Here is a 24,188-nt window from a genome sequence, read left to right as displayed (position 1 = left end):
TTTTTGTATATCATTTGATGTAGGCAAGTGAGTTCCTCCTTAGGTGATGTTTTCGTGGACTATTATTCTACAGGAGAACTCACTTGCTTTCTATATAGATGAAAAAAATGACGTTAGTGAGTAATTCTCTCACCAACGTCATTTATTGTACAACCTAATTTTCTCACCAACGTCATTTATTGTACAACCTCTTTTGTTTGTATGGTATAGTAAATTTCGATTGTTTTTGTCGGGTGCTCTTTCTAAAAAAGGGAATAGCGATTATAATGGGAAAAGTGCCCTCATCACTGGAAATTGACCTATAGTGGGGGACGTGGGGGAACTGTCTTTTTTGTCTTACAATTCAGGGAAAAGGTGAGGGAATGTTAGAGTTAATAATTCGATTTGTATTTTTGATGGTGGTTCTATTCGGACTATTCGAATTTTCGTTGATTGAACTGAACATAAAAAAGGATTTCATTCCGCTTTTTGTATTTTCATCAATCGGTCTGGTAAGTTTTATGGCGGGATTGTTGAACGTCATGCAGGAATCGATACTGATCCTTATTGGATTTTCTTTATTTTACTTAATCTATCTGATTGTTAACCGGAAACTCCGGAAACTCTTTCCGTCACTTGGTATGAGCTACTTTTTAGGAATGATAGCTTACTTAGCTATCTTGCTGAAGGGAGTCCGTTTCTCAGAATACGATGACTTTTCTCACTGGGGTCTGGTTGCCCGGGAGTTGGTCCTGAACGATCAAATGCCAAATTTTGCCTCTGAACTGATAACTTTCCAGTCCTATCCCACTGGGAGTGCTAATTTTATGTACTTCATTGGGAAAATACTCGGGGAATCCGAGGGTATATTGTTATTTGGTCAGAGTCTGTTGCTCTTGGCGAGTATAACCGTGTTTTTTGCTTTCGTCAAGAAAAATAAGATAGTCAATACGGTGCTGATATTGATAGCTACACTCTTTTTTTTCACGGCGAATAATTCCATTTTCATGTTATCAGTTGATACTTTACTGACTCTGATTGGGTTGGGAGTGACAGCGATCCTCTTACATAACTTTCGTGAGAAAACCATGGAAAAATCTTTTCTAGTCATCCTGCCAATCCTTGCGTTTTTGATGATCATAAAAAACAGTAGCATCCTGTTTGTGCTGATAAATTCTATATTGTATGCAGGGCTTTTGTTGAAGTCAAAAGGGATTAACAACAAAAACCTTTCTCTTTCAGTAATGAGTTTCGCCGTTCCGTATTTCTTCAGCTATTTATGGACGAAACACGTAGACTTTGTCTTTCCAAGCGGACGGGAAGCCAAGCATTCCGTATCACTTGAGAATTATCAAGCCATAATGGAATCGAAGACTCCTGAAGATATTGAACTGATCACAAAAACGTTTCTGGATCGGATGGTCAACACCCAAACACCGGATGTCAGGATATTTATGATGGTGCTCGTGACATTCTTGGTCGTTGCTCTCTCCAAGATGATTTTCAGAAGGAATGGGGTCAATAATTACCGTGAGTGGAAATTGTTTTGTTCGTCCATACTTCTGTATATTGTTTATCAAGCGGGGCTGTGGGCGATGTACCTATTCTCAATGCCAATCGGGGAGGCGATCAATCTAGCTGGGTATGAACGGTATAATTTGACGATTGTCATGTATCTGTATGGGTTATTGTTGATTTACTTTTTAGTGCAGAATCAAAAAACTGTCTTCAGCAAACCGGCTACTATTACACTAAAAACTTTTTCTGTGATACTGCTAGCCGTTTATCTGTTCCTTCCTGGGAGGCACGATGTCAGTGATTTGCTGGGTAAATACCAGTCACCTTCTTCTGTCCGGAGTATTTTCAGTGATGTGATAGAAGGTGAAGATATACCGGAAACTGGTGAATTTTATATCTATAAATCGGACAATGACAGATTGAATAAAGCAGGAATACTGACTTATATTGCCAAATATGAATTGCGAAGTCCGTATGTAAAGATAATCAACAAAAGCAATATCGAGGAAGTTATCACGGAACGTAAAAACGCACATGTTGTTCTGATTGAAAAAGATGAATATATTATGGACCTGCTGGAAAGGAATAACCTTGATGGCTCCAAGATGATCATCCAAATTAACTAGATTTGTGAGGAGAAATTATGAAAAAGTGTTTAATCGTCATTCCCGCATACAATCCGGATAGTGAATTGCTGACATATGTAGAAAATCTGGTTCAATTCGGATTCGATTCTATTCTGGTCGTGGATGATGGGAGTGCTCCTGAAAAGAAACCCTTATTCGATAAACTTGAGGCATACAGTGAAGTCACATTGATGTGTCATGCCACAAACTTGGGTAAAGGTAGAGCATTAAAAAATGCCATCAATTATTTTATGAACCTGCCAAATCAGAAACAATGGTCTGGACTGATAACAGTCGATTCAGATGGACAGCACTTGGTGGAGGATGTGATTAAGGTCCATAAGGAACTCATCGGCTCCGCTACATCGCTTATTATGGGAACTAGGCAGTTTGATAAGGGTGACATCCCGATCAAAAGCAAGCTCGGTAATAAGGTGACAAAGGTGCTGTTCAAATTAATGTACGGAAAAACCATCAATGATACGCAAACAGGATTGAGGGGAATAACTAAGGACATATTACCTCAATTCATCAAACTGTTTGGTGAACGGTTTGATTACGAAATCCATATGCTAATTGCAGCTGTGAAAAACAAAGTTGATATAAAGGAGATTCCTATCCAGACAATCTACTTGAATGGAAACAGCGAGAGCCACTTCCGACCAGTGATGGATTCCCTTGAAATATACGGACTGCTGTTCAGAAATTTCTTCAAATACATGGGTGTTTCCTTGATGTCATTCCTCATTGATATTTCCTTCTTCCAGCTATTCATCGTCCTATTGGGTACGTTGACTGCTAGTAGGAGAATCGTGCTGGCGTCCATCCTGGCAAGAATAATATCCTCGCTTTTTAATTATGGTTCGAATAAACTGTACGTATTCAAAAGCGAGAAAAATATCCAGTCCACGGTATTTAAGTATTATTTGCTGGTAGTCCTCCAGGTGGCAAGTTCTGCCGCATTGGTTTATTTTTTCTATTCACTGACTGGGATAAGTGAAATCTTTATCAAGGTACTGATTGATGGGCTACTTTTCTTTTTCAGTTACCGTATTCAAAAATCCCTTGTATTTTAAAAAATATGCATAAAAAAATTATCGAAACTTCACTTCGCTTGCTATGTCGAGGTGAAGATGCAAGGAATAAAGGATGGTACAAATGTAGTTTATGTTATTGAAATGATACCGCATTAGCATACTTGGAAAAATAGGAAAGTGATTCAAATAAGGATTCCGGTCTTCAGGTTGGATAGCACTAGGACGTTCAGTGAGTAATTAATTTAGTGAAGAAACTCATTTGAAAAGTACAGTCAAAAACGATGAATGGCATAGACTACAATATGGTTTATGATGAAAAAATGAAATGGGTGTACGATATGCTTCACGAACACCTAGAATTAAATTTTCCTTTTAAGAATGAGCAACTTTAAGCATGAAACTCAATTTTTGTTTGGAAGTGTTTCTTTTGTATGTTTAAAAAGAGTAATTGGATTTTTCTAATGTTTATTTCTTGTGGATTGAAACTTTCATTATGGAAAGTAAGAAACAAATTATTAAAATATTCGTTAGATATTTTTATTCATATAAGGCACCAAATACACATTTATTCATACTCCACCTGATTCCCCTAAAGAATTCATATATCACAAAATTGGTACGGATTTCTAAAAAAAAAGTAAGAATGAGGATAGAGATTTATTTTTTTGTTTAAATCATGTATGATTAATATGTGAGATTTTTTGTAATCAATCTAATTGGAAAGAGGAAATAATACATGAATATAACTGTTGTAGGTTTGGGTTACGTAGGGTTATCAAATGCAGTATTATTAGCCCAATATAACGAAGTCCGTGCTTTAGAAGTCATCGCAGAAAAAGTTGAAATGGTAAAAAATAAAAAATCCCCCATCGTAGACAAAGAGATTTCAGAATACTTGGCTACTAAAGAGCTGAATCTGTTACCTACTTTAGATAGAGAAGAAGCCTATGCACATAATCCGGAATATGTGATCATTGCTGCTCCGACCAATTACGATGAGGTACAAAATTATTTCGACACTTCTGCAGTAGAGAGTGTCATTAAAGATGTGATTCAGCTTGCTCCAGATGCGACAATGATCATTAAATCGACTGTCCCAGTTGGATACACTCAGGAAATCAGAGAAAAGTTCAATACAGAAAACATTATCTTTTCACCGGAATTCCTTCGTGAGGGAAATGCTTTGTATGATAATCTTTACCCAAGCAGGATAATTGTGGGTGAACGTTCGAAACGTGCGCAGAAGTTTGCTGATTTACTCGTTCAGGGAGCATTGAAAGAAGATATAAAGGTATTGCTGATGGATTCTACCGAGGCAGAAGCAGTGAAATTGTTTGCGAATACCTACCTTGCCTTACGTGTAGCTTATTTCAACGAATTAGACACCTATGCTGAAGTAAGAGGGTTAGACTCTCAAGCTATCATTAATGGCGTCAGTTTAGATCCGCGTATCGGAGATCACTACAATAACCCATCCTTTGGATATGGTGGCTATTGCTTACCGAAAGATACTAAACAATTATTGGCTAACTACGAAGATGTCCCGAATAATATTATTGGGGCCATTGTTGAGGCAAACCGGACAAGAAAAGATTTTGTGGCGAACCAAGTGTTGGCTCGGAACCCTAAAACAGTCGGCATATACCGCTTAACAATGAAAAGTGAATCCGATAATTTTCGTCAGTCTTCTATCCAGGGCATTATGAAACGCATCAAAGCTAAAGGTGTGGAAGTAGTTGTATATGAACCTGTTCTCAAGGAAGATAAGTTCTATAACTCTGAAGTTATTCGAGATTTTGCGGAATTCGCGAAACGGTCAGATGTCATTGTGGCTAACCGCTTTGATGAAAAATTAGATACTGTTCCTGAAAAAGTGTATACGAGAGACCTATTTCACAACAACTAAAAAAATCAAAAGAGAAGTTTAGTGATAAGTATGAAGATTTTGTAAAGAAACCTTCATACTTATTTACTATTACATAGGAAAAGAGTAAAATTAACAATTGGGAATTCAATACAGAAATTATTACATGAAAAAGAGAGACAGGTGAGGATATGCCTCAAACACGATTAGAAAAAAAACAACTGCATAAAAAGAATAAGAAAAGGAATCGATTTTTACGGATTTTAGGAGTGTTAGCCTTAATCGCGGTCGCTACAATTGGTATATTAGTATGGAAAGTATACAGTGACGTGGTCAGTACATCCGACAATATCTATTCAGAAGTAACAGATAAAGAAGAACGACGAACAAAACCAGTTGATGTAGATGGAGGAGAAGACCCCTTTTCTGTACTTTTAATGGGGATCGATACCGGATTTGCTGGCCGTACGGACCAAGGACGTTCAGATACAATTATGTTAATGACCGTCAATCCGAAAAAAAATGAAACCAAATTATTGAGTATTCCGCGTGATACCTACACAGAGATCATTGGACGTGGGACAATGGACAAAATTAATCATGCTTATGCTTTCGGTGGGGCAAGTATGTCTATTAATACAGTGCAAAATTTATTTGATGTTCCAATCGATTATTACGTCAGTGTTAATATGCAAGGATTAAAAGATATTATTGATTCTCTGGGTGGAGTAGAAGTGACCCCGCCGATCTCATTTACCCAAGACGATTATACATTTACTGAAGGCGTAACAACGAAGGTAGATGGAGATGCAGCTTTAGCGTATTCTAGAAATCGAAAAAGTGACCCTTCTGGCGACTATGGCCGTCAAGAACGTCAGCGTCAGTTAATCGAAGCTTCTCTGAAAAAAGTAGCTTCTCTATCCTCTGTCGTACGTTACCAAGGTGTGTTGGAGTCGCTAGAAAAAAATATGACGACAAATTTAAGTTTTGATGATTTGTTGGATTTGTTCAATAAATATCGCTCTGCTGCCGACACTGTTGACCAACTTCAGTTAGAAGGATACGGCGAGTATATAGATGGGATTTATTATGAAATTATTCCAGAAGAAGAAGTTGCTAGAGTTTCTGACATTCTACAAGAAGAATTAGAAGTAAATGAATAAAAACAAAGAGAACTCACTTAGAATCTTAAGGGAGTTCTTTTCTTTGAACAAAAAACTGATATATAAATTTTTAGATAACTGATCGCTTATATCCAAAATCGTTTTCTGTGTCAACATCAGCACATTAGTGAAATAACCCTTGACCCATGCCACAATCAAGTATAGACTTTTAAATAGTTACGCTTAAGTAAAAAAACAGGTTCACGAAGCGAACCGGTTATTCAGGAGGATACCATGGAAGAAGAAATTAGTTTAGTTGAAATTTGGCAAATGCTGAAAAAACGTTTAGGGATGATTTTTTCTATAGGCATTGCTGGGCTAGCCCTTGCAGCCATCTATACATTGTTTATCGCAGTACCGCAATACAGTTCGACCACGCAAATGTTAGTGAATCGTCCACAGACTGGTGAAACGATTCAGGCAAGTGATATCAACACCAATCTACAATTGATCAATACATATAAAGATATCATCAAAGGTCCAGTGATTTTGGATGGAGTAAGAGAGGGATTAGATGTTGAATTTTCTCATACCCAATTATCAGATAAAATCCAAGTGGCCAATCAGGACAACTCACAAGTCTTTTCTTTGACGGTTACAGATGACAATCCTTATCGCGCCTCAGAAATCGCGAATTCCGTAGCGGAAACATTCCAAAACGAAATTGACGACATTATGAAGGTAGATAATGTTACCATTATTTCTGCAGCTTTACCCAATACGAGCCCGATTTCCCCGAATAACCTACTGAACATGGTGATTGGATTGATTTTGGGACTGATGATCGGTGTCGGATTAGCTTTCGTACTGGCATTCTTAGATACATCAGTGAAAGATGACAAGTTTATTTCACAAGAACTGGGTTGGGTCAACTTGGGCAAAATATCTGAGATGACAACAGACGAATTGAAATCAGATCCACGCAAATCTGAACTACAAAAACACTCGCGTACAGCGAGAACAAGAGTGTAAGGAGCCGGTTATGTTTAAACAAAAAAATAAAGCAATAGAAAACAACGGAACACGCCCGGGGCTGGTGACGATATCTAAACCCACTGCCGTCGTTTCCGAACAATTTCGAACGATCCGAACAAACATTCAATTTTCCATGGTGGATAAAGACTTAAAAACATTGGTGGTCACTTCGGCTGGACCCGGTTCGGGGAAATCGCTGGTTTCTGCGAATCTAGCAGCGACTTTTGCTTCAGAAGAAATGCGTGTGTTGCTTGTCGATGCGGATTTACGCAAACCGACTGTTCACCGCACTTTCCATGTGAAAAACAACGATGGATTAACTTCCGTGTTGACCGATAAAACGTCAGAATTGACAGATATGATTTACCGTACCTATACAGAAGGATTATATATCTTGACAAGTGGAGCGATCCCACCCAATCCGGCAGAATTGTTAAATTCTAATCGCATGAAAGAAATCACCAAAGAAATGGAAGGCTTGTTCGACTTGATCATTTTCGACACGCCGCCCGTATTAGCCGTGACGGATGCACAAGTAATGTCCAGCAAGGTAGATGGGACGCTATTCGTCATCCCTCATGGACGTGCTACCAAAGATGAAGTGACCAAAGCGAAAGAACTATTGGATATGGTCGGGGCAAACGTTCTGGGAGCTATCTTTAACCGGGTTTCTGCAGAAGACGATAAGTATTCTTACTATTACGCAAATGAGGAGTGATCTTCATGATCGATTTACATTGTCATATCCTTCCAAGAGTCGATGACGGAGCGAAAGACTTAGAAGAATCTCTTGAGATGGCGCGACTCGCTGTCTCTGAAGGCATCACACACATCCTAGCGACGCCCCATCACCAAAACAAGATGTGGATGAACGACAAACAAAAAGTACAGACTCTAGTCAGTGAACTACAGGTTGCTCTAAACGAACAAAATATCCCGCTAACGGTTTTTCCTGGCCAAGAGGTCCGACTGTATGGCGAACTCCTCAAAGACATAAAAGAGGGCACCATTCAATTTATCGACGAAGGCAATCAGTACTTGCTCCTTGAATTTCCGACGAGTCAAGTTCCTGCCTACACCGAGCGCTTATTCTTTCAACTGGAAAGCAAGGGTGTCACTCCCATCATTGTCCATCCTGAACGGAACCGGGTATTCCTTAAAGAACCGGAACGACTCAAAGAACTCGTGGACAAAGGGGCACTGGCTCAACTCACTGCTGCTAGTTACACCGGTGGCTTTGGCAAAGAGATCCAGAAGTTCAGCAAGCAGCTCATCGAAGCTAACCTGGTCCATTTTATTGCTTCAGATGCACACAACACCCAGAACCGTTCCTTCCACATGCAGGAAGCCATGCAGTTGCTCAAAAAGGAATACGGTCAGCAAACAGTCGATCAGTACAATCAGCTCACAAAAGATATCGTCAACGGAGAATGGGCTTACCCGCAACCAGCTCAATCAATCCGTAAGAAAAAAAGGTTTGGGTTATTTTAAGAAGGAGTCCTGACTATGAACCGCCAACAGAAAATTACTTTTCTAATCGCTTTTGATAGTGTGATCATTATCAGCTCCAGCTTGCTGGCCTATCTATTCTTGCTGCCGTTTGTCACCTTGCCTCCTAGGAATTTCTGGGCAGCAGTCGGGCTGAGCATTGTAATATACATAGGGATCGCACTGACACTGAAATTGTTTTTAAAAATAAATCGCTACACCAGTATTCGCGAAACACTTATACATATGGCAGGAGTCACTGCCGCTTACGTACTGGCAACGATCATTGCCGTACCTTTCGTCCAAACGATCAGTTTCCGCTTTATGGTGTTAAGTTACCTCAGTGCGGTGACCTTGATTCCAGGAGCCCGGATCTTTTGGCGCATCTACCATGAACACCACCAAAAATTACAACGCGAGGACAGCACCGATCTCAAAGGCGAGCCATTACGGACCTTGATCGTCGGGGCAGGAGATGGAGGCAGTCTCTTTGTCCGCAGTATTCAGCGTTACAATTACGGCTTGAATATCATTGGGTTCGTCGATGACGATATCACCAAACAGCAAGTGTCGCTTTACGGTATACCTGTCCTGGGACAGACCGAGAGTATACCCCAGTTAGTCAAACAGTACGCCATTGAACAGATCACGATCGCCATTCCGACTCTTTCCAAAGAAGAGCTGAATCACATCGTAGAGATCTGTAGTGAGACCCCTGTGAAAATAAACCAAATGCCGTCGGTAGAAGAGGTCGTCCAAGGCCAGTTGGAAGTAAGTCGCTTCCGAGAAATCGAGATCACGGACTTGTTGGGACGTGAAGAAGTGAATTTGGACATGCAGCAGATCTCGCAACAATTGACGGGCAAGACCATCTTAGTCAGTGGAGCCGGTGGATCCATCGGTTCCGAGATTTGTCGCCAAATCAGTCGCTTTTCTCCCAAACGGATAATCCTATTGGGACACGGGGAGAATTCGATATACCTGATAAACAAAGAATTGAACCGTATCAAAGATAGCAAAACGGAATTGGTTCCCATCATCGCAGACATCCAAGACCGGGAACGGATTTTTAAAGTGATGGAACAGTATAAGCCGGACCGTGTCTATCACGCGGCAGCGCACAAACATGTGCCCTTGATGGAATACAATCCCACGGAAGCTGTCAAAAACAATGTCTACGGGACCAAAAACATGGCCGAAGCCGCTAAAACTGCCGGAGTGGGAAGCTTTGTGATGGTCTCGACCGACAAAGCCGTCAACCCGCCCAACGTCATGGGCGCAACCAAGCGGATCGCCGAAATGATCGTGACCGGCTTGAATGAAGAAGGCTGTACAAATTTCGTAGCCGTACGATTCGGGAATGTCTTGGGCAGTCGCGGGAGTGTCATCCCGCTCTTTAAAGAACAAATCCAAAATGGGGGGCCGATCACGGTGACCGATTACCGCATGACCCGTTACTTCATGACCATCCCCGAAGCCAGTCGACTGGTCTTACAAGCAGGTACACTGGCTAGAGGCGGAGAAATCTTTGTCTTAGACATGGGGGAACCCGTGAAAATCCTGGACTTGGCACGAACAATGATCCAATTGAGTGGGTATGCAGAAGAAGAAATCGGGATCGTTGAAGCCGGCATCCGACCTGGAGAAAAACTCTATGAAGAACTCCTCGCAGGTGGCGAACATACCGACAAACAGGTCTTTGAGAAAATATTTGTCGGGAAAGTCAACAACCAGTCACTCAAAGAAGTGATGCAGTTTGTACAGCACTTGGATTATCTCACCGACGCTGAACTGAAAATCGAACTAGTCGAGTTTGCAAACCAGCACAAAAAAGAAAAGAAACAAAAAGAAATAGCAATCACGGAGGCCAAACCCGTTCACACGTAAACCAAAGGCTTCTCCGCCAAAACGGAGGAGCCTTTCATTTCAAACAGAGAAGAATACAAGTACAATAAAAAAGCAGGAGGAATGCACATGGGTTATTTAAAAATCAAAAGAGTACTGGATATCCTATTTTCAGTGATCGGACTAATCGTATTGTCTCCTGTTTTTCTCATTCTTATCATCGCGATCAAGCTCGATTCCAAAGGTCCCATCCTCTTTAAACAGAAGCGTGTGAGGATGCACAAAAAGCATTTTTACATTTTGAAGTTCCGAACGATGCGTACAGACACACCTAAAGATACCCCAACGCATCTCTTAGAGAATCCGGATCAATGGATCACGAAAGTTGGGAAGTTTTTAAGAAAAACGAGCTTGGATGAACTGCCGCAAATCATTAATATCTTAAAAGGTGAAATGAGCATCATCGGTCCCAGGCCGGCATTATGGAATCAGTATGACCTGATTAAGGAGAGAGACAAATATAGTGCAAATGCTGTCCCGGTGGGGCTGACAGGCTTAGCACAAATCAGTGGGAGAGACGAAATCGAAATCGATGAAAAAGCTAGAATTGACGGAGAGTACGCGGATATGATAGGGTTCATGATGGATGCAAGATGTTTCGTTGGAACTGTGTTTAGTGTTTTGAGAAACGATGGTGTGTTAGAAGGTGGTACTGGGGTTATGTCAAAAAATTCAAATAAACAAGAGCAAAAAGAAGAGGAGAGCGTGATTAGATGAGTGTGACTGATCCGAGAGTGAGTGTGGTTATACCTACATATAAACGTGAAGCAAAATATCTATTAAGAGCCATAAATTCCATAAATAATCAAACCTATAAAAATACGGAGATGGTAATAGTTGACGATAACCCCCCGGATTCTAAACACAGAAAAAACACTATGAATCTTATGAATCTATACATTAATGATCCAAATATTATTTATTATATGAATGAAAAAAACATAGGAGGATCTTTGGCGCGCAATAATGGTATTAAGGTAGCAACAGGAGAATTTGTTACCTTCCTAGACGATGATGATGAATATTTACCAGAAAAGATTGAGAAACAATTGAATTTTATGTTGGGACAAGAATGTGATATGTCATTTACTGATTTAAAATTAGTAAATGACAATAAGATTGTTGTTGATTATCGTGAATATTCTGACTTGAACAGCTTTGATAAACAATCATTACTAAAGTATCATATTACGAGACATCTTACAGGAACTCCAACATTTATGTATAAAGCAAATAAACTTAATGAAATTGGTGGATTTGAAGATTCAAATATGGGACAAGAGTTTTACTTAATGCTAAAATCCATAGAGAAAGATTTGAAAATTTGTTATTTACCAGAATGTGATGTTATTGCATATAGACATAAAGAAGGAGGTATTTCACAAGGGAAGAATAAAATATTTGGAGAAAATACGCTTTATAAATTTAAGAAGAAATATTTTAAAGACCTTACAAATCAGGAGAAGATGTTTATAAGATTTAGACATTACGCAGTAATGGTTATAGCATACAAGCGGAATAATGAATATCTTAAATCATTGGGAAGTATTTTTATAATGTTTTTATCATCTCCGATAGATTTTTTTAAAGAAGTTAGACGATTTATTTTAAATATATTTAATAAAAGAAGGATGGGAATTTAATTATGAGTTTATTTGAAAAAATTGTAAAAAAAGAAGAAAAAATAGCAGTAGTAGGACTAGGATATGTTGGGATGCCTATAGCGGTAGCTTTTGCGAAAAAGGTTAGTGTAATAGGGTTTGACTTAAATAAAAATAAAATTGACTTATATAAGTCTGGGGTTGATCCAACAAATGAAGTTGGAGATCAAGAGATTAAGAAAACAACTGTAGAATTCACGTCAAATGAAACTAGGTTGCAGGAAGCTAAGTTTCATATAGTAGCTGTCCCGACTCCTATTAATTCTGACAAAACACCGGATTTATCGCCAGTAGAAGGTGCTAGTAGGATTGTGGGCCGCAATTTAATCAAGGGATCTATTGTAGTTTTTGAATCAACTGTTTATCCCGGTGTAACCGAAGACATCTGTGTTCCAATATTAGAAGAAGAATCTGGATTGAAATGTGGTATAGATTTTAAAATAGGCTACTCACCGGAAAGAATTAACCCTGGTGATAAGATTCATAGACTTGAGAATATTATCAAAATTGTTTCTGGCATGGATGAAAAAAGCCTTGAAGAGATTTCGAAAGTTTACGAATTAGTGATTGAGGTTGGTGTTCATAGGGCTGGATCAATTAAGGTTGCAGAAGCAGCCAAAGTGGTTGAAAATAGCCAACGTGATATTAACATTGCTTTCATGAATGAACTAGCAATGGTTTTTGATCGAATGGATATTGACACAAACGAAGTTGTTGAAGCGATGAACACTAAATGGAATGCATTAAAATTTACGCCTGGACTTGTTGGGGGCCATTGTATTGGGGTTGATCCGTACTACTTTGTCTACGAAGCTGAAAAGCTTGGTTATCATAGCCAAATTGTTTTGTCCGGAAGAAAGATAAATGACAGTATGGGTAAATTTGTTGGAGATGCAATAATCAAAAAGTTGATTTTAGCAAATAAAGTTGTGAGACATTCTAAAATTGTAATATTAGGTTTAACATTCAAAGAAAATACACCAGACACAAGGAACTCTAAAGTAGTAGATATTATAAATAGTCTTAGGGATTATGGTATTGAACCAATCGTTGTCGACCCAGAGGCAAATGCTGACGAAGCGAAACGTGAATACGGTGTTGACTTGGTAGAAATTAATGAAGTTAACGAAGCTGATTGTCTAGTATTAGCAGTAGCTCATGATATATTCAAACAGTTGAGCTGGGAAGAAATTGACAATCTATATGGAAATTTTGATAATAAAGAAAAAATTCTGATTGATGTTAAAAGCATTTTTAACAGAAGTGATATTGAAGAACAAGGATATGAATATTGGAGATTATAATAAACAGATTGAGGTGAAAGGTATGAAAATCCTTCATATTAATTCATATTATAATGGTAGTAAGTTTTATAAAAACTTGTATGATCAGCAAAAAAAAATGGGACTTGATATAAGCGTTTTTGTGCCGGTATCTCTTAAGTTGAGAAATGTTGATTCATTTGGAAAATATACAACAATTAGTGTTAACCATTCAAAATATGATAGGCTCATTTTTTATTTAAAACATAAAAAAATTCTAAATGATGTCATAAGTAAATATGAAATCAAAGACTACTCAGTATTACACGCACATTCATTATTTTCTAATGGATTTATTGCAATGAAATTAAAAGAAGAATATGGAATTCCATATGTGGTAGCTGTTAGAAATGCTGATGTAAATGTATTTTTTAAAAAGATGATTCATTTGAGAAAATTAGGAATTAAGATTTTTATGAATGCTGATAGAGTTATATTTCTTTCGGAATCTTACAGAGACTCGGTAATTAATGAATATGTTCCCGAGTTGGATAAGGAAAATATACTGAATAAATCACAGGTTATACCCAATGGCATCGAGGGTTTTTGGTTGGATAATACAGGACTACCAAAAAAAATCAATAATAAATGTGATATAAAATTGCTACAAGTAGGAGATATCAATAAAAACAAAAATATAATAAAAACGGCAAAGGTAACCTCCCTGCTAAATAAAAAAGGATTTAATGTGGAGCTTAATATAGTCGGGAAAATTAAAGATCAAAAAATTTTTAATGAAATAAAAGGATTAGACTATATAAATTATTTAGGATATAAATCGAAAGAAGATCTTATAAATATATATAGGGAAAATGATATTTTTATTTTGCCTTCAATATATGAAACCTTTGGTTTAGTATATGCAGAAGCTATGAGTCAAGGTTTGCCAATCATATACTCTAAGGGTCAAGGGTTCGATAGTCAGTTTGCTGATGGTGAAGTGGGATATAGTGTTGACTGTTATAATGAGGAAAACATTGCAGAAAAAGTGATAAGAATTGTTAGTAATTATGAAGGTTTCTCAAATTCTTGTTTAGTTAAAGTTCATGAATTTAATTGGAAAAAAATTGTTGATAGATATAGTAATATCTATAGTGATGTTCTTAATGAAGAATAATGTACTTTAGAAAAACAATAAGAAAAATTAATTTAAATATGTGTAAACTAAAATAATTCAAGCTCTTAAGTATTATTTATCAACCAAATCTGAGGGAACTTCCTTCGTTTTTTAAACAATAATAGTTTAATTATTATTGTTTAAATTTATATAATTAAAAAAGGTGATTTAAAATAATTATTAATTATACACTCAATTTAAAATTTAACCATGGTAAATGAAGACGGTGACTGTAAGTTTCTCTAAAGCAACCCGTTTTGGAAATGCATGGTTAATTAAAAACTAATGATAATATTAGACTCCACTTAAAGAAAAAGGAAAGCGATGATCATAAAGACAGTCTATCCGTAATGCTTTTGATTTTCTTAAATAAGACGAATTATTAAAGAAATCTACGCTTTGTTTAAATCAGGAAAAAATATTATGCCAAACATAAATTTTTTTATGGATGTCCATGGAAATTTATACTAAAAGTAGAAACTACTTTTTCTAGACACTAATATTCATGGTGAAAAGAACGAGATTGATAACCAATACTCTACGCTAATACTTTGTAGAAAAATTAGAGATAATATACTTTTTGATGCTAATTCTCTGTCAAAAAAGTATAAACTAAAATCTTTTTTTTATGACAGTTTGTCAAATAAAGCACAACACCATTTCAATAAATGCTTCGTCTGGTGTTTTCCAATCCATGCATTTTCTTGGCCGATTATTAATCAAGGGAAGAGTTTTTTTGACTACCTCAGTGAGAATGGCATCGGAATTCATTTGTTTGGGGATAAACTCCCTAAAAGTCCGTTACTGGTTTCATTACTTTCTCTCTGCCAAGAATCGTACGCATCAGCAAAGCACATTGAAATGTTCAATTCTGACTCACTCAAGGTATAATAGGCAAATTCTTTTCCTCTTTCCGTTATAAAGCTTTGAAATGCTTCCCGTGGATAAATAGTATATAGGTTCAAATGGAAATTTCCATTGATTTTGCGGGAAGAGCTAGTATAAGAATAGCTACATACAAACGGGTTTGACGTTTCCCTAAGGCGGCGACACAGCCCTTCGCTGAGACACAACGGCAAACCAACTACCTTCTTATTTTTTTGGTTTTTGACGTTTCCTTTTCTGGCGCAAGACCGTCAAAGACACGTCAAGCAAACTGTCATAAATCCAGTGGTAAGATGAAGAACCGAAAGATAAATAAAAATTAATAGTTTAGGGATAATGATTATAAAAATAATTTTCTAGTAGGAATCATGTTTTTTAGGACATTTTATTTTTTTTGTATATTAGTTCATTATGGAGATTTCGTTCTAGATTAGGATTGATTGGAGTTACACTGATCAAGTAAAAAATAGCGCAATATTTCTCGGTAACTTACTTGATAAAACATTTAATGAAAAAATTAAATTGTGAATACCATTTGATGATAAAGAAAACAAGAAAGAACTAAGTATCAAACTTCAAAGATTACTACAATCACCTATTCAAAAATGATTCGTTTGATACTTAAAATTATGTTGACTCCTTTCCTTTTTACATAATTGTTTGGTATAAGAAAAAGGAATAGGGCCAATTCAATTGCTGTAGCATTAAATGACATACTAATTTATAATATGTTTAGAAAGGAATTTTATGAGTAAACCTAACAAGTTAATCGGTTTTTTTAATAAGTACAATAAGCATATAAATAGTCAATTGCTATTATTTTTATTCATATCATTAACCTTTAATTATATACTTATAATCGGTCCTGTTTATAAATATGCAGGATTTGAAATAAGTAACTTTAGTTTTCCCTCCTTTTGTATTGGCCTTATTGCATCAAGTATAGCTATTATATTCGGATCTTCAATTACTGATATATTCTACTATTCTCTTTATCATATTATATTGATAATGAATTATCTACCTGCTGTGATATTAACAGTTGGTATGGGAATGAATATAAATTCTTTACTGGTTGTAATATTACCATTAACGTCAATTTTGTTTCTTGAAAAATTTATACCCAAAGTCGAATTAAGTAGACCTAAATTAAAATATCGAGTTGGATCTTTAATTTCATTAACGAGTATTTTGATATTACCTTATTTGTCCAGGTATCAAATTATCAACTATTCAAATTTATTATTTGAGAATGTCTACGAATCGAGGGCAAATTTCAAAGCTTCAGGAAATCCATACTTTGGATATACCTCACCTCTTTTAATGAGATATATATTGCCTTTTATTTTAATTAATTCAATTACTAGGAAAAAAATAACATTAATTATTTACATTCTTTTTATGATTTTATTAGTTTTCCTCACAACGGGAAGTTTGAAGGGATATATTATATATATAGTTTTAATGGTATTTCTTTCATTTGGGAAAAATAAATATCAGAAAATAGGTCGATTTATAAAAATGATATTAGGAATTTCTCTTTTTGAAAATTTAACATTTTTGATTACGAATGAAATGTTTTTAGGTGATTATATTAGAAGAGCTTTATTTGTAGACCCTTTATTATCGAGGAAATATACTGAATATTTTTTGAATAATTACACATTTTTTTCTCACACGAGAATAGCATCAATATTTGGTATAGATTCTCTATATAGAGAAACTGATACGATCACGAAATGGTTTGGAAGATATGTTATAGGAACAGGAACAAACGCAAGCATTGGCTCGTTTGTAGAAGGGTTTTTCAGTTTTGGATTAATTGGATTATTCATAATCACATTGATATTTACAATGTTTATTTTCATTATTAGAAGCTGTAATATAAAAAAAGAATATTTGGGTATAATAGTTATTGGTTGCTATGTGTTTATAATGACAAATATTGAAACAGCATTTGTAACACAAGGGTTAATTTTCTTTGTCTTTCTTTCACTCTTTATTTTCCCTAAAAGTGATAGAAAGATAAACCCTTAGTATTACCAATAATGAAAGTTAAATATGATTAGAAATTAACTGGAGTTGATAGAATGAATATAATGATATTATTAAATTATAATGACTTTCAAACAACAGAAATATTTTTAAATGAAATTAAGGAATATAAAATATTACACAAAATTATTGTTGTTGATAATTGTTCAACTGATAATTCCTATGATCTTTTAAAAAAATTTGTTTCTGAAAAAATTGATGTAATTTCGAGTGATTCAAACAAGGGATATGCAAGTGGTAACAACTATGGAATTAAATATGCTGAAAAGAACTATATACCCCAGAATATAATCATTTCGAATCCAGATATAAATGTTTCTGAAGATAGTATACGAAATATCTGTAATCATCTTGATTCGCATGATAAAGTGGCTGCAGTTTCAGGACTGATACATGATATTAATGAAAATATAGTTGCGAATTTTGCATGGCGCTTACCAAGATACCAACATATGATTATTAACACATCGCTTGTTTTGTCAAAGCTTCATACTATTATTACATCAGATAGTCAGTTTTATAATAGGAATGAATTAGTTGATCAAAGTGGTTCTTTCGATGTAGAAGTTTTATCAGGATGTTTTTTTGCTATAAAATATAAAGTAATGAAAAATATAGATTATTTTGATGAAAGAACTTTTTTATATAATGAGGAGACAATTCTTGCACACAAGATAAAAGAGGAAGGTTTTAAAGAAGTGATTTTAGTTGATGAAAAAATCATACATCATCAGGGACTATCGATAAAAAAATCAATAAATAACTGGAAATTTAAATCGAAAATCCTTGAAGAAAGCCAATTAATTTATTTGAAAAAATATTTAAAGATTTCAAAATCCAAAATCCGACTTTTTAAAATATGTTTTTATGTAGGGAAATACGAAAAGTATTTACTGACAAATATTAAACAAAAATTAATGGAGAAAAGTAAAGAGTGAAAGTAAAAGTTTCCTTACGAAGGTTAGAGAAATTGATTGAGCTTATGACCAATATTGTCTTAACAATTTCAACGCGGTATGATATACCTAGTAATTTTATACGCTGAGCGACGTGACTCAGTTCAAATTTATATAGAGTATATAAAGCAATCCACACTAGATGAATTTTCCAATATATATATTGGAAATCGATATTTGGGGTTTTGTTCTGAAAAGGAGTTTACTTTTTAGGGATAGTAGTGTGAAGTTCATTTCAGATTTGTTAGTTAATAAAGTTAACGAATTGCTCAATAAGTATTTAGCGTGAAACTAAAATAATGAGTTTTGATTATGTTGCTTCTGAAAGATAAAAGTAGAGGCAAAAAAATTAATAGATTACATATACTGTATTTTATTAATATTAAAAAAATCATAGTATAAATAAATTAGAAGGAATCAACACAACTGATAGATTAGTAAACGAGTATACCGTCAAATTAGATATAGTACCATTGAGAAGGTATACATACTAGCTAAAAAAATGATAGAAATTGTTAAGTAAACTAATGCATTATAATTAACAATTGAGACAAAGCAACACATACTATTAATTATATTCACACAAACAGTTTTATAAAAATTGTAATACAGGCAATGAAAATTACTGTAGTGAGTATGCACTTGAAATGTTAATGTCTGATGATTCTGGAATTGAAATTATAGTAAACAACATTATCATTGAAGATTATTCAACAAAAAATTTAAGTTTAATGGATCCAATTTTTTTTTCATGTTACTGAATTAAATTTTAATAAATAGATTAATTTGATGGTAAGTTTATCTTGATTTTTTAAAAGAAATCTCAATTACAGTAAAAGGAGTTTATACATTGAACGATAAAGTAATAAATTTCATAAAAAACTTTTCATATACAATATCTTCGAATTTAATCTCTTTAATTATCTCAACTGTAGTTGTATTAATAGTACCGAAATTAATTGGCATTGAAGATTATGGCTATTGGCAACTTTACCTATTTTATGCATCATATGTTGGATTTTTACATTTTGGGTGGAATGATGGTATATATTTAAGATATGGTGGAGACGAATATACAGATCTTGATAAAAAATTATTCTTTTCACAATTTTACATGTTGATACTAACCCAGATAATTATAGCCATAGTTTTATATACTATTGCTCAAATATCTAATTTAGATAGTAATCGAGCATACATACTTCAAATGACTGGAATTTGCCTGCTATTTACTAATGTACGTCATATGTTGTTGTTGATTTTACAAGCTACAAACCGCATTAGAGAATATGCTCAGGTTACGATGATTGGTCGGCTATTATATTTTTTGATAATTATTTTATTCCTTTTAATTGGAATTAGAGATTTTAAATTAATGATTGTAGCAGACCTAATTGGACGAGTCATTTCTTTACTTTTAGCTATGTATTTTTGTAAAGATATCGTATTCAGAAAAATATCATCATTTTATTTCAGTTTTAAAGAAATGTTTGAAAACATTAATGTAGGAATAAAATTGATGTTTGCAAATATAGCAGGCATGCTAATTATAGGAGTAGTTAGATTTGGGATCGAACGAAGCTGGGATGTTGAAACATTTGGGAAAGTATCTTTAACATTGAGTGCTTCCAATTTAATGTTGCTTTTTATAAATGCTGTTGGAATAATAATGTTTCCAATTTTAAGAAGAACAGAAAAAAATAAACTTCCGGGTATTTATTTTGTGATGAGAGATTTTTTAATGGTCTTACTATTAGGATTATTAGTAGGTTATTATCCTATGAAGACACTATTATCTGTGTGGCTTCCTAAGTATTCAGAGAGTTTGATGTATATGGCACTAGTTTTCCCAGTATTTATATATGAAGGTAAAATGGCCTTATTGATTAATACCTATTTAAAAACATTGAGACAAGAAAAATTAATGCTCAAGATTAATCTGATTTCTGTTTCTCTAAGTTTATTATTCACTACATTAACTACGAATGTTTTTCGAAATCTAGATATGGCAATTCTGTCAATAGTAGTTTTATTAGTAATTAGATCTATTTTAGCCGAGTTCAGTTTAGCTAAGATTTTGAATATATCTTTACTAAGAGACATTTTATTAGAATTATCAATGACGATAGTATTTATTTTATCTGGATGGTATATAAACTCCTGGATTACAGTATTTATTTATGGTGCTGCATATATTTTTTATTTGATTATTAAGAAAAAAGATCTAAGTGAGACAATTAGTTCACTGAAAATGTTAGTGAAAAATTAATAGAAATAAAAAAATCTTATATTAATAGCAAATAATGAAACCCTCATATTTAATAATTCCTAATTAAGTGTGTTAACAAAACACCAATTTTTAAGAATTAGTCAACAGTGATGTTCTTAATATAAAATGAATCAAGAGAATCCTAAAAAGCTCGATGAGAATGCAAGTTAAGATTTATGTGAAAGTTGGAATCATATAACAAAAATGATTGAGAAAACAGAAGGCTTTTTTCTGTAAATATCAATTTCACTCAGTGGATTTTAATAATTCTTAATACTTTTCGAAAATTTTACCGAAATAAATATTGTTAAAAGTATGATTTTTCAAGATTCTACCAACGAAGTAGATGAGATATTAGAGGGAAATAGGATGGGAGTTTAAGTAAGGACACTGATGAACGCTATAAATAATGATAAACTAGTTAAATGGAATAAAACAAGTTCAGTGATTACTGCGATAATTATAGTAAATTTTAGTTTTTCAAAAAGCATGTATCAGCGTATGGTTTTTCAACACTTTTTAATCAAATTTTATAAGGTGTAGATTTGTTTTATTGCTATTTTATTTATATCTCTCGCCCGAATAAGTTCAGTCGGTTTGATAACTAATAGACAAACGTATCAGGCGCCACCTTTGGTGTTAGTAGTTTCTTCCCAGGTTTTTCGAAACTCAACAGAAGAAAAATATTTTAATGAACCGTGTGGACGCCTATTATTCCACCAATTGACGTAATCCATAAGCTCTACCTGTAATTCATAAAGTGTCTCGAATATGGTGTCATAGATAAACTCAAACCTGAATGATTTGTACGTTGACTCGGCAACCGCGTTTTCATAAGGATTTCCTTTTCTACTCAAAGAACGTTCAATTTTGAAGGTATCCAAGAGGGTATCGGTGGTCTGGTTATTAAACTCTTGCCCTCGATCGATGTGAAAGAGTTCCACCTTGTTTAAATCGCCTTTAATCGTCTCCATAGCTTGTAAAACTAAGTCAGCGTTTTTATTAGGTCCGCCAGAATAACTAATAAACTCTCTGATAAACAAGTCGAGGACAAAACAAACATAGAACCGGCTACTCGCCACTTTAATGTAAGTTAAATTAGTTACGAGTACTTTCATAGGCGCAACTTGATTGAATTCGCGATTTAATATGTTCTCAATTTTAGCCTAGTTAACACCAGTGCTCTGAGATTTATGGGAAGGTCTATTATAATTGGATAATAAGTGGAACTTCTTCATGATCCGAACAACACGTCGACGGGGCACGTTAAATCCTTGTTTCTTTAATATCGGTTTTAGCTTTCTTGTGCCGAAGGCATTTCTACTCTTAGCGAATTCTTCAATGACTGCTTGTTCAAGTTCTGCTTCACTTTCGCATTTTTTTACTTAGTAATAGTAAAATCCTCTAATGATTTTAAGGGCCCGGTACATGGCTGATATAGAATAGTTATGTTGGTTTTGCTTGATTACTTCGACTTTCGCCTGAATATCAGTCTCGCGTGCTTTTAAATAGCAGCTTCCATTTTGAAGTTACGAATTGACTTTCTTCAGTTCTTTCAATTCTTTTTGTTCAGGTGTTAAATCATGTCTTTCATTAAACGAGTCTGTTTGACTATGCTGGTGTACCTATTTATCAAAAACAGACCCTGTAAAATAATATTCCTCGATGATTTCTTTTCTTGATTTTCCTGCTCTGTGTAGATCAAAAATTTGTTTGTTGAATTCTTCTATAATAAGTTCGACGTGTACGAAGAGTAGACATGATAGATTCCTCCTTTGTATGTTGTTCTTAGTATGCACACCTTATCTTTTCTGTCCAACTCATTGTAACCTATCCAGTAAGACACTAATCGTATAGTTAGAAATGAAGTATTTGAGAAAGGTGGATTTGTAAATGATATAGATTATGAGGTTAAAGTAAGGTGATCATAAATTGGGAATGATATATAGTTAGATTCAAGATTAAAAACATGAGGCTTATAAAGGTTGTTTTGTAAATTGACTTTGTTGCTAGATGGTTCATAGAATATCTATATTTTGAACTTTTTTTATATTATGGCAACTTACAGTGATTCTAGACAACGTAAGTGTTAAATATAATTTCATTATAATTTGTTGGGGAGGAGGTCTTTGTCATTAAAGTATATAAATTATTATTATCATCAATTGGTGGATTTTTGCCTAAATCCTATCATCCGCTAGGGAAATTTTTTGGTAGGAATTTTAGAAACTGGTGTACAAAGCATATCGCAAAAGAAATAGGGAAAGGTATTAACGTTGAAAAAGGAGCTTCTATTCATGCTGGAGTTGTTTTAAAAAATGGGGCTAATGTTGGAGTGGATTGTTTGATTGGGCAAGATACTATTATTGGAGAAAATGTTATTATGGCTCCAGAATGTCAAATATATACCCAGAACAAGAAATTCAATAAGGAAATAAAACGGTTTGAAGGATATGAAAAAGTAAAACCAGTGATCATAGGAGATAATTGTTGGTTGGGAACTAGAGTACTTATAATGCCTGGTGTTACAATAGGAGAAGGGTGTGTTATCGCTGCTGGTGCGGTTGTATCAAAAAGTATGCCACCATTTTCTGTTGTAGCAGGAAATCCTGCGAAAGCAGTTAAAAACTTATTAGCTTAGTTTTTCTTATCTTAATAAATTAGAATGTTAATCCTCATACTATTCTCCAATTTTTTGTTAACTAACTTAAGCTGGATTTTTTTATTCTCTATCAAACATACTGAGATTAGTAGTGTAATATCCTCGACGGTGGTATTGCACTACTATTTTTTTGTGGTTCTTTGTCAAATCGTGTTGGTCTATAATTCCCGAGGTAGAAACTTCACTGTTTCTACCTCTTTTTATGCGACTGTACTATCTTTGTGTTTTTCGATTTCTTTTTCTTCTTCAAATGTTAAGGGTCTGATTTTCTTGTCAGTCTTTTCGGTCAACTTGAAACTGATGAAAACACGAGCTCTCAAGTGAGCGAAATTACGATAACCGTAGCCGCTTCGCTTCATTGTCTTGATTTTATTATTCATGCCTTCTAAATGTCCGTTGGACAAAGTGTAAGTGCAGGAATTTTCTATTGCATCTAAGTATTTTTCTATTGTCTGGAAGGTGGTCCTGACGTATCTTTTAAGGGGTCTTTCCTTACTGCGTTCGAGTTGATCAACGAATTCTTCATAGTTACCAGTAAATAGGTGCCATTTTAGATCATTAATCAAATCATATACCCACTGGAATTGGTCATCGATGGATAAAAGGTAATTGACCATCATTTTTTCAGTGACCTGACCATCATAAAGGCGATGGGAAAAGTAGTGCTCAAAATCGACACTCCAGACATTCTTCAGAATGATTTTCC

General features: G+C 34.8%; 18 protein-coding genes and 1 pseudogene. 16 read left to right on the top strand and 3 right to left on the bottom strand.

What is annotated here, in order from left to right; translation table 11 throughout:
- Positions 1-362 precede the first annotated feature (362 nt).
- The 15 genes from H626_RS0106775 (at position 363) to H626_RS0106695 (ending at position 20,820) form a co-directional block, all read left to right on the top strand.
- Positions 363-2,123: a hypothetical protein gene (locus H626_RS0106775; protein ID WP_027108678.1), complete on the top strand. Its 1,761-nt coding sequence runs from the start codon at positions 363-365 to the stop codon at positions 2,121-2,123.
- Between the two features lie 17 nt (positions 2,124-2,140).
- A complete protein-coding gene (locus H626_RS0106770) occupies positions 2,141-3,199 on the top strand; it encodes a bifunctional glycosyltransferase family 2/GtrA family protein (protein WP_027108677.1) in 1,059 nt (352 codons plus the stop codon).
- A gap of 697 nt (positions 3,200-3,896) precedes the next feature.
- Positions 3,897-5,066: a nucleotide sugar dehydrogenase gene (locus tag H626_RS0106765; protein ID WP_027108676.1), complete on the top strand. Its 1,170-nt coding sequence runs from the start codon at positions 3,897-3,899 to the stop codon at positions 5,064-5,066.
- Between the two features lie 149 nt (positions 5,067-5,215).
- The gene (locus tag H626_RS0106760) at positions 5,216-6,187 is read left to right on the top strand and encodes an LCP family glycopolymer transferase (RefSeq protein ID WP_051237890.1); all 972 of its coding nucleotides are present in this window, start codon (positions 5,216-5,218) and stop codon (positions 6,185-6,187) included.
- Positions 6,188-6,421: 234 nt separating this feature from the next.
- On the top strand, positions 6,422-7,159 hold the full coding sequence (locus H626_RS0106755; RefSeq protein ID WP_027108674.1) for a YveK family protein: 738 nt from the start codon (positions 6,422-6,424) through the stop codon (positions 7,157-7,159).
- Between the two features lie 10 nt (positions 7,160-7,169).
- Complete coding sequence (locus H626_RS0106750) at positions 7,170-7,880, top strand: CpsD/CapB family tyrosine-protein kinase (RefSeq protein WP_027108673.1); 711 nt, start codon at positions 7,170-7,172, stop codon at positions 7,878-7,880.
- A gap of 5 nt (positions 7,881-7,885) precedes the next feature.
- A complete protein-coding gene (locus H626_RS0106745; protein ID WP_027108672.1) occupies positions 7,886-8,653 on the top strand; it encodes a tyrosine-protein phosphatase in 768 nt (255 codons plus the stop codon).
- Positions 8,654-8,668: 15 nt separating this feature from the next.
- A complete protein-coding gene (locus H626_RS0106740) occupies positions 8,669-10,537 on the top strand; it encodes a polysaccharide biosynthesis protein (RefSeq protein WP_027108671.1) in 1,869 nt (622 codons plus the stop codon).
- An 87-nt stretch (positions 10,538-10,624) separates the two neighbouring features.
- The gene (locus H626_RS0106735; RefSeq protein WP_027108670.1) at positions 10,625-11,272 is read left to right on the top strand and encodes a sugar transferase; all 648 of its coding nucleotides are present in this window, start codon (positions 10,625-10,627) and stop codon (positions 11,270-11,272) included.
- Positions 11,269-12,198: a glycosyltransferase family 2 protein gene (locus H626_RS11195; RefSeq protein ID WP_051237889.1), complete on the top strand. Its 930-nt coding sequence runs from the start codon at positions 11,269-11,271 to the stop codon at positions 12,196-12,198. The genes H626_RS0106735 and H626_RS11195 overlap by 4 nt, the downstream gene beginning before the upstream one ends.
- 2 nt (positions 12,199-12,200) lie before the next feature.
- Positions 12,201-13,520, top strand: a complete 1,320-nt coding sequence (locus H626_RS0106725; protein WP_027108669.1) for a nucleotide sugar dehydrogenase — start codon at positions 12,201-12,203, stop codon at positions 13,518-13,520.
- Positions 13,501-14,655, top strand: coding sequence for a glycosyltransferase family 4 protein (locus H626_RS0106720; protein WP_051237888.1), 1,155 nt, complete (start codon positions 13,501-13,503; stop codon positions 14,653-14,655). The genes H626_RS0106725 and H626_RS0106720 overlap by 20 nt, the downstream gene beginning before the upstream one ends.
- A 1,632-nt stretch (positions 14,656-16,287) precedes the next feature.
- Positions 16,288-17,577 (top strand): O-antigen polymerase, encoded by a 1,290-nt coding sequence (locus tag H626_RS0106705; RefSeq protein WP_027108666.1) that lies wholly within the window; start codon positions 16,288-16,290, stop codon positions 17,575-17,577.
- A 53-nt stretch (positions 17,578-17,630) separates the two neighbouring features.
- The gene (locus H626_RS0106700; protein WP_027108665.1) at positions 17,631-18,533 is read left to right on the top strand and encodes a glycosyltransferase; all 903 of its coding nucleotides are present in this window, start codon (positions 17,631-17,633) and stop codon (positions 18,531-18,533) included.
- A gap of 868 nt (positions 18,534-19,401) precedes the next feature.
- Positions 19,402-20,820, top strand: a complete 1,419-nt coding sequence (locus H626_RS0106695) for an oligosaccharide flippase family protein (protein ID WP_027108664.1) — start codon at positions 19,402-19,404, stop codon at positions 20,818-20,820.
- A gap of 620 nt (positions 20,821-21,440) precedes the next feature.
- Here the strand turns inward: H626_RS0106695 and H626_RS11325 are convergent.
- Both H626_RS11325 and H626_RS11800 read right to left on the bottom strand, forming a co-directional pair.
- The gene (locus tag H626_RS11325; RefSeq protein WP_281170662.1) at positions 21,441-21,971 is read right to left on the bottom strand and encodes an integrase core domain-containing protein; all 531 of its coding nucleotides are present in this window, start codon (positions 21,969-21,971) and stop codon (positions 21,441-21,443) included.
- Between the two features lie 15 nt (positions 21,972-21,986).
- Positions 21,987-22,175: pseudogene (locus tag H626_RS11800) on the bottom strand (helix-turn-helix domain-containing protein); the annotation flags it as partial.
- Between the two features lie 821 nt (positions 22,176-22,996).
- On the opposite strand from H626_RS11800, the gene H626_RS0106685 reads away from it, so the two are divergent.
- Positions 22,997-23,461: an acyltransferase gene (locus H626_RS0106685; RefSeq protein ID WP_051237887.1), complete on the top strand. Its 465-nt coding sequence runs from the start codon at positions 22,997-22,999 to the stop codon at positions 23,459-23,461.
- Between the two features lie 221 nt (positions 23,462-23,682).
- On the opposite strand, the gene H626_RS11315 is transcribed toward H626_RS0106685, so the two are convergent.
- Positions 23,683-24,188: transposase (locus H626_RS11315; RefSeq protein ID WP_211221963.1), on the bottom strand; the 506-nt coding region annotated here is incomplete at its 5' end.

This window comes from Lacticigenium naphthae DSM 19658 (assembly GCF_000425865.1).
GTDB classification, from domain to species: domain Bacteria; phylum Bacillota; class Bacilli; order Lactobacillales; family Carnobacteriaceae_A; genus Lacticigenium; species Lacticigenium naphthae.
Note: the sequence above shows the minus strand (reverse complement) of the source record. Positions and strands in the feature narration are given on the sequence as shown.

Excerpts from the sequence above, each read along its gene's own strand:
- H626_RS0106765 (WP_027108676.1), top strand. The coding sequence starts at position 3,897 with ATGAATATAACTGTTGTAGGTTTGGGTTACGTAGGGTTATCAAATGCA.
- H626_RS0106750 (WP_027108673.1), top strand. The coding sequence starts at position 7,170 with ATGTTTAAACAAAAAAATAAAGCAATAGAAAACAACGGAACACGCCCG.
- H626_RS0106705 (WP_027108666.1), top strand. The coding sequence starts at position 16,288 with ATGAGTAAACCTAACAAGTTAATCGGTTTTTTTAATAAGTACAATAAG.
- H626_RS0106725 (WP_027108669.1), top strand. The coding sequence starts at position 12,201 with ATGAGTTTATTTGAAAAAATTGTAAAAAAAGAAGAAAAAATAGCAGTA.
- H626_RS0106775 (WP_027108678.1), top strand. The coding sequence starts at position 363 with ATGTTAGAGTTAATAATTCGATTTGTATTTTTGATGGTGGTTCTATTC.
- H626_RS0106700 (WP_027108665.1), top strand. The coding sequence starts at position 17,631 with ATGAATATAATGATATTATTAAATTATAATGACTTTCAAACAACAGAA.
- H626_RS0106770 (WP_027108677.1), top strand. The coding sequence starts at position 2,141 with ATGAAAAAGTGTTTAATCGTCATTCCCGCATACAATCCGGATAGTGAA.
- H626_RS0106720 (WP_051237888.1), top strand. The coding sequence starts at position 13,501 with ATGAATATTGGAGATTATAATAAACAGATTGAGGTGAAAGGTATGAAA.
- H626_RS0106755 (WP_027108674.1), top strand. The coding sequence starts at position 6,422 with ATGGAAGAAGAAATTAGTTTAGTTGAAATTTGGCAAATGCTGAAAAAA.
- H626_RS0106760 (WP_051237890.1), top strand. The coding sequence starts at position 5,216 with ATGCCTCAAACACGATTAGAAAAAAAACAACTGCATAAAAAGAATAAG.
- H626_RS0106745 (WP_027108672.1), top strand. The coding sequence starts at position 7,886 with ATGATCGATTTACATTGTCATATCCTTCCAAGAGTCGATGACGGAGCG.
- H626_RS0106740 (WP_027108671.1), top strand. The coding sequence starts at position 8,669 with ATGAACCGCCAACAGAAAATTACTTTTCTAATCGCTTTTGATAGTGTG.
- H626_RS0106735 (WP_027108670.1), top strand. The coding sequence starts at position 10,625 with ATGGGTTATTTAAAAATCAAAAGAGTACTGGATATCCTATTTTCAGTG.
- H626_RS11195 (WP_051237889.1), top strand. The coding sequence starts at position 11,269 with ATGAGTGTGACTGATCCGAGAGTGAGTGTGGTTATACCTACATATAAA.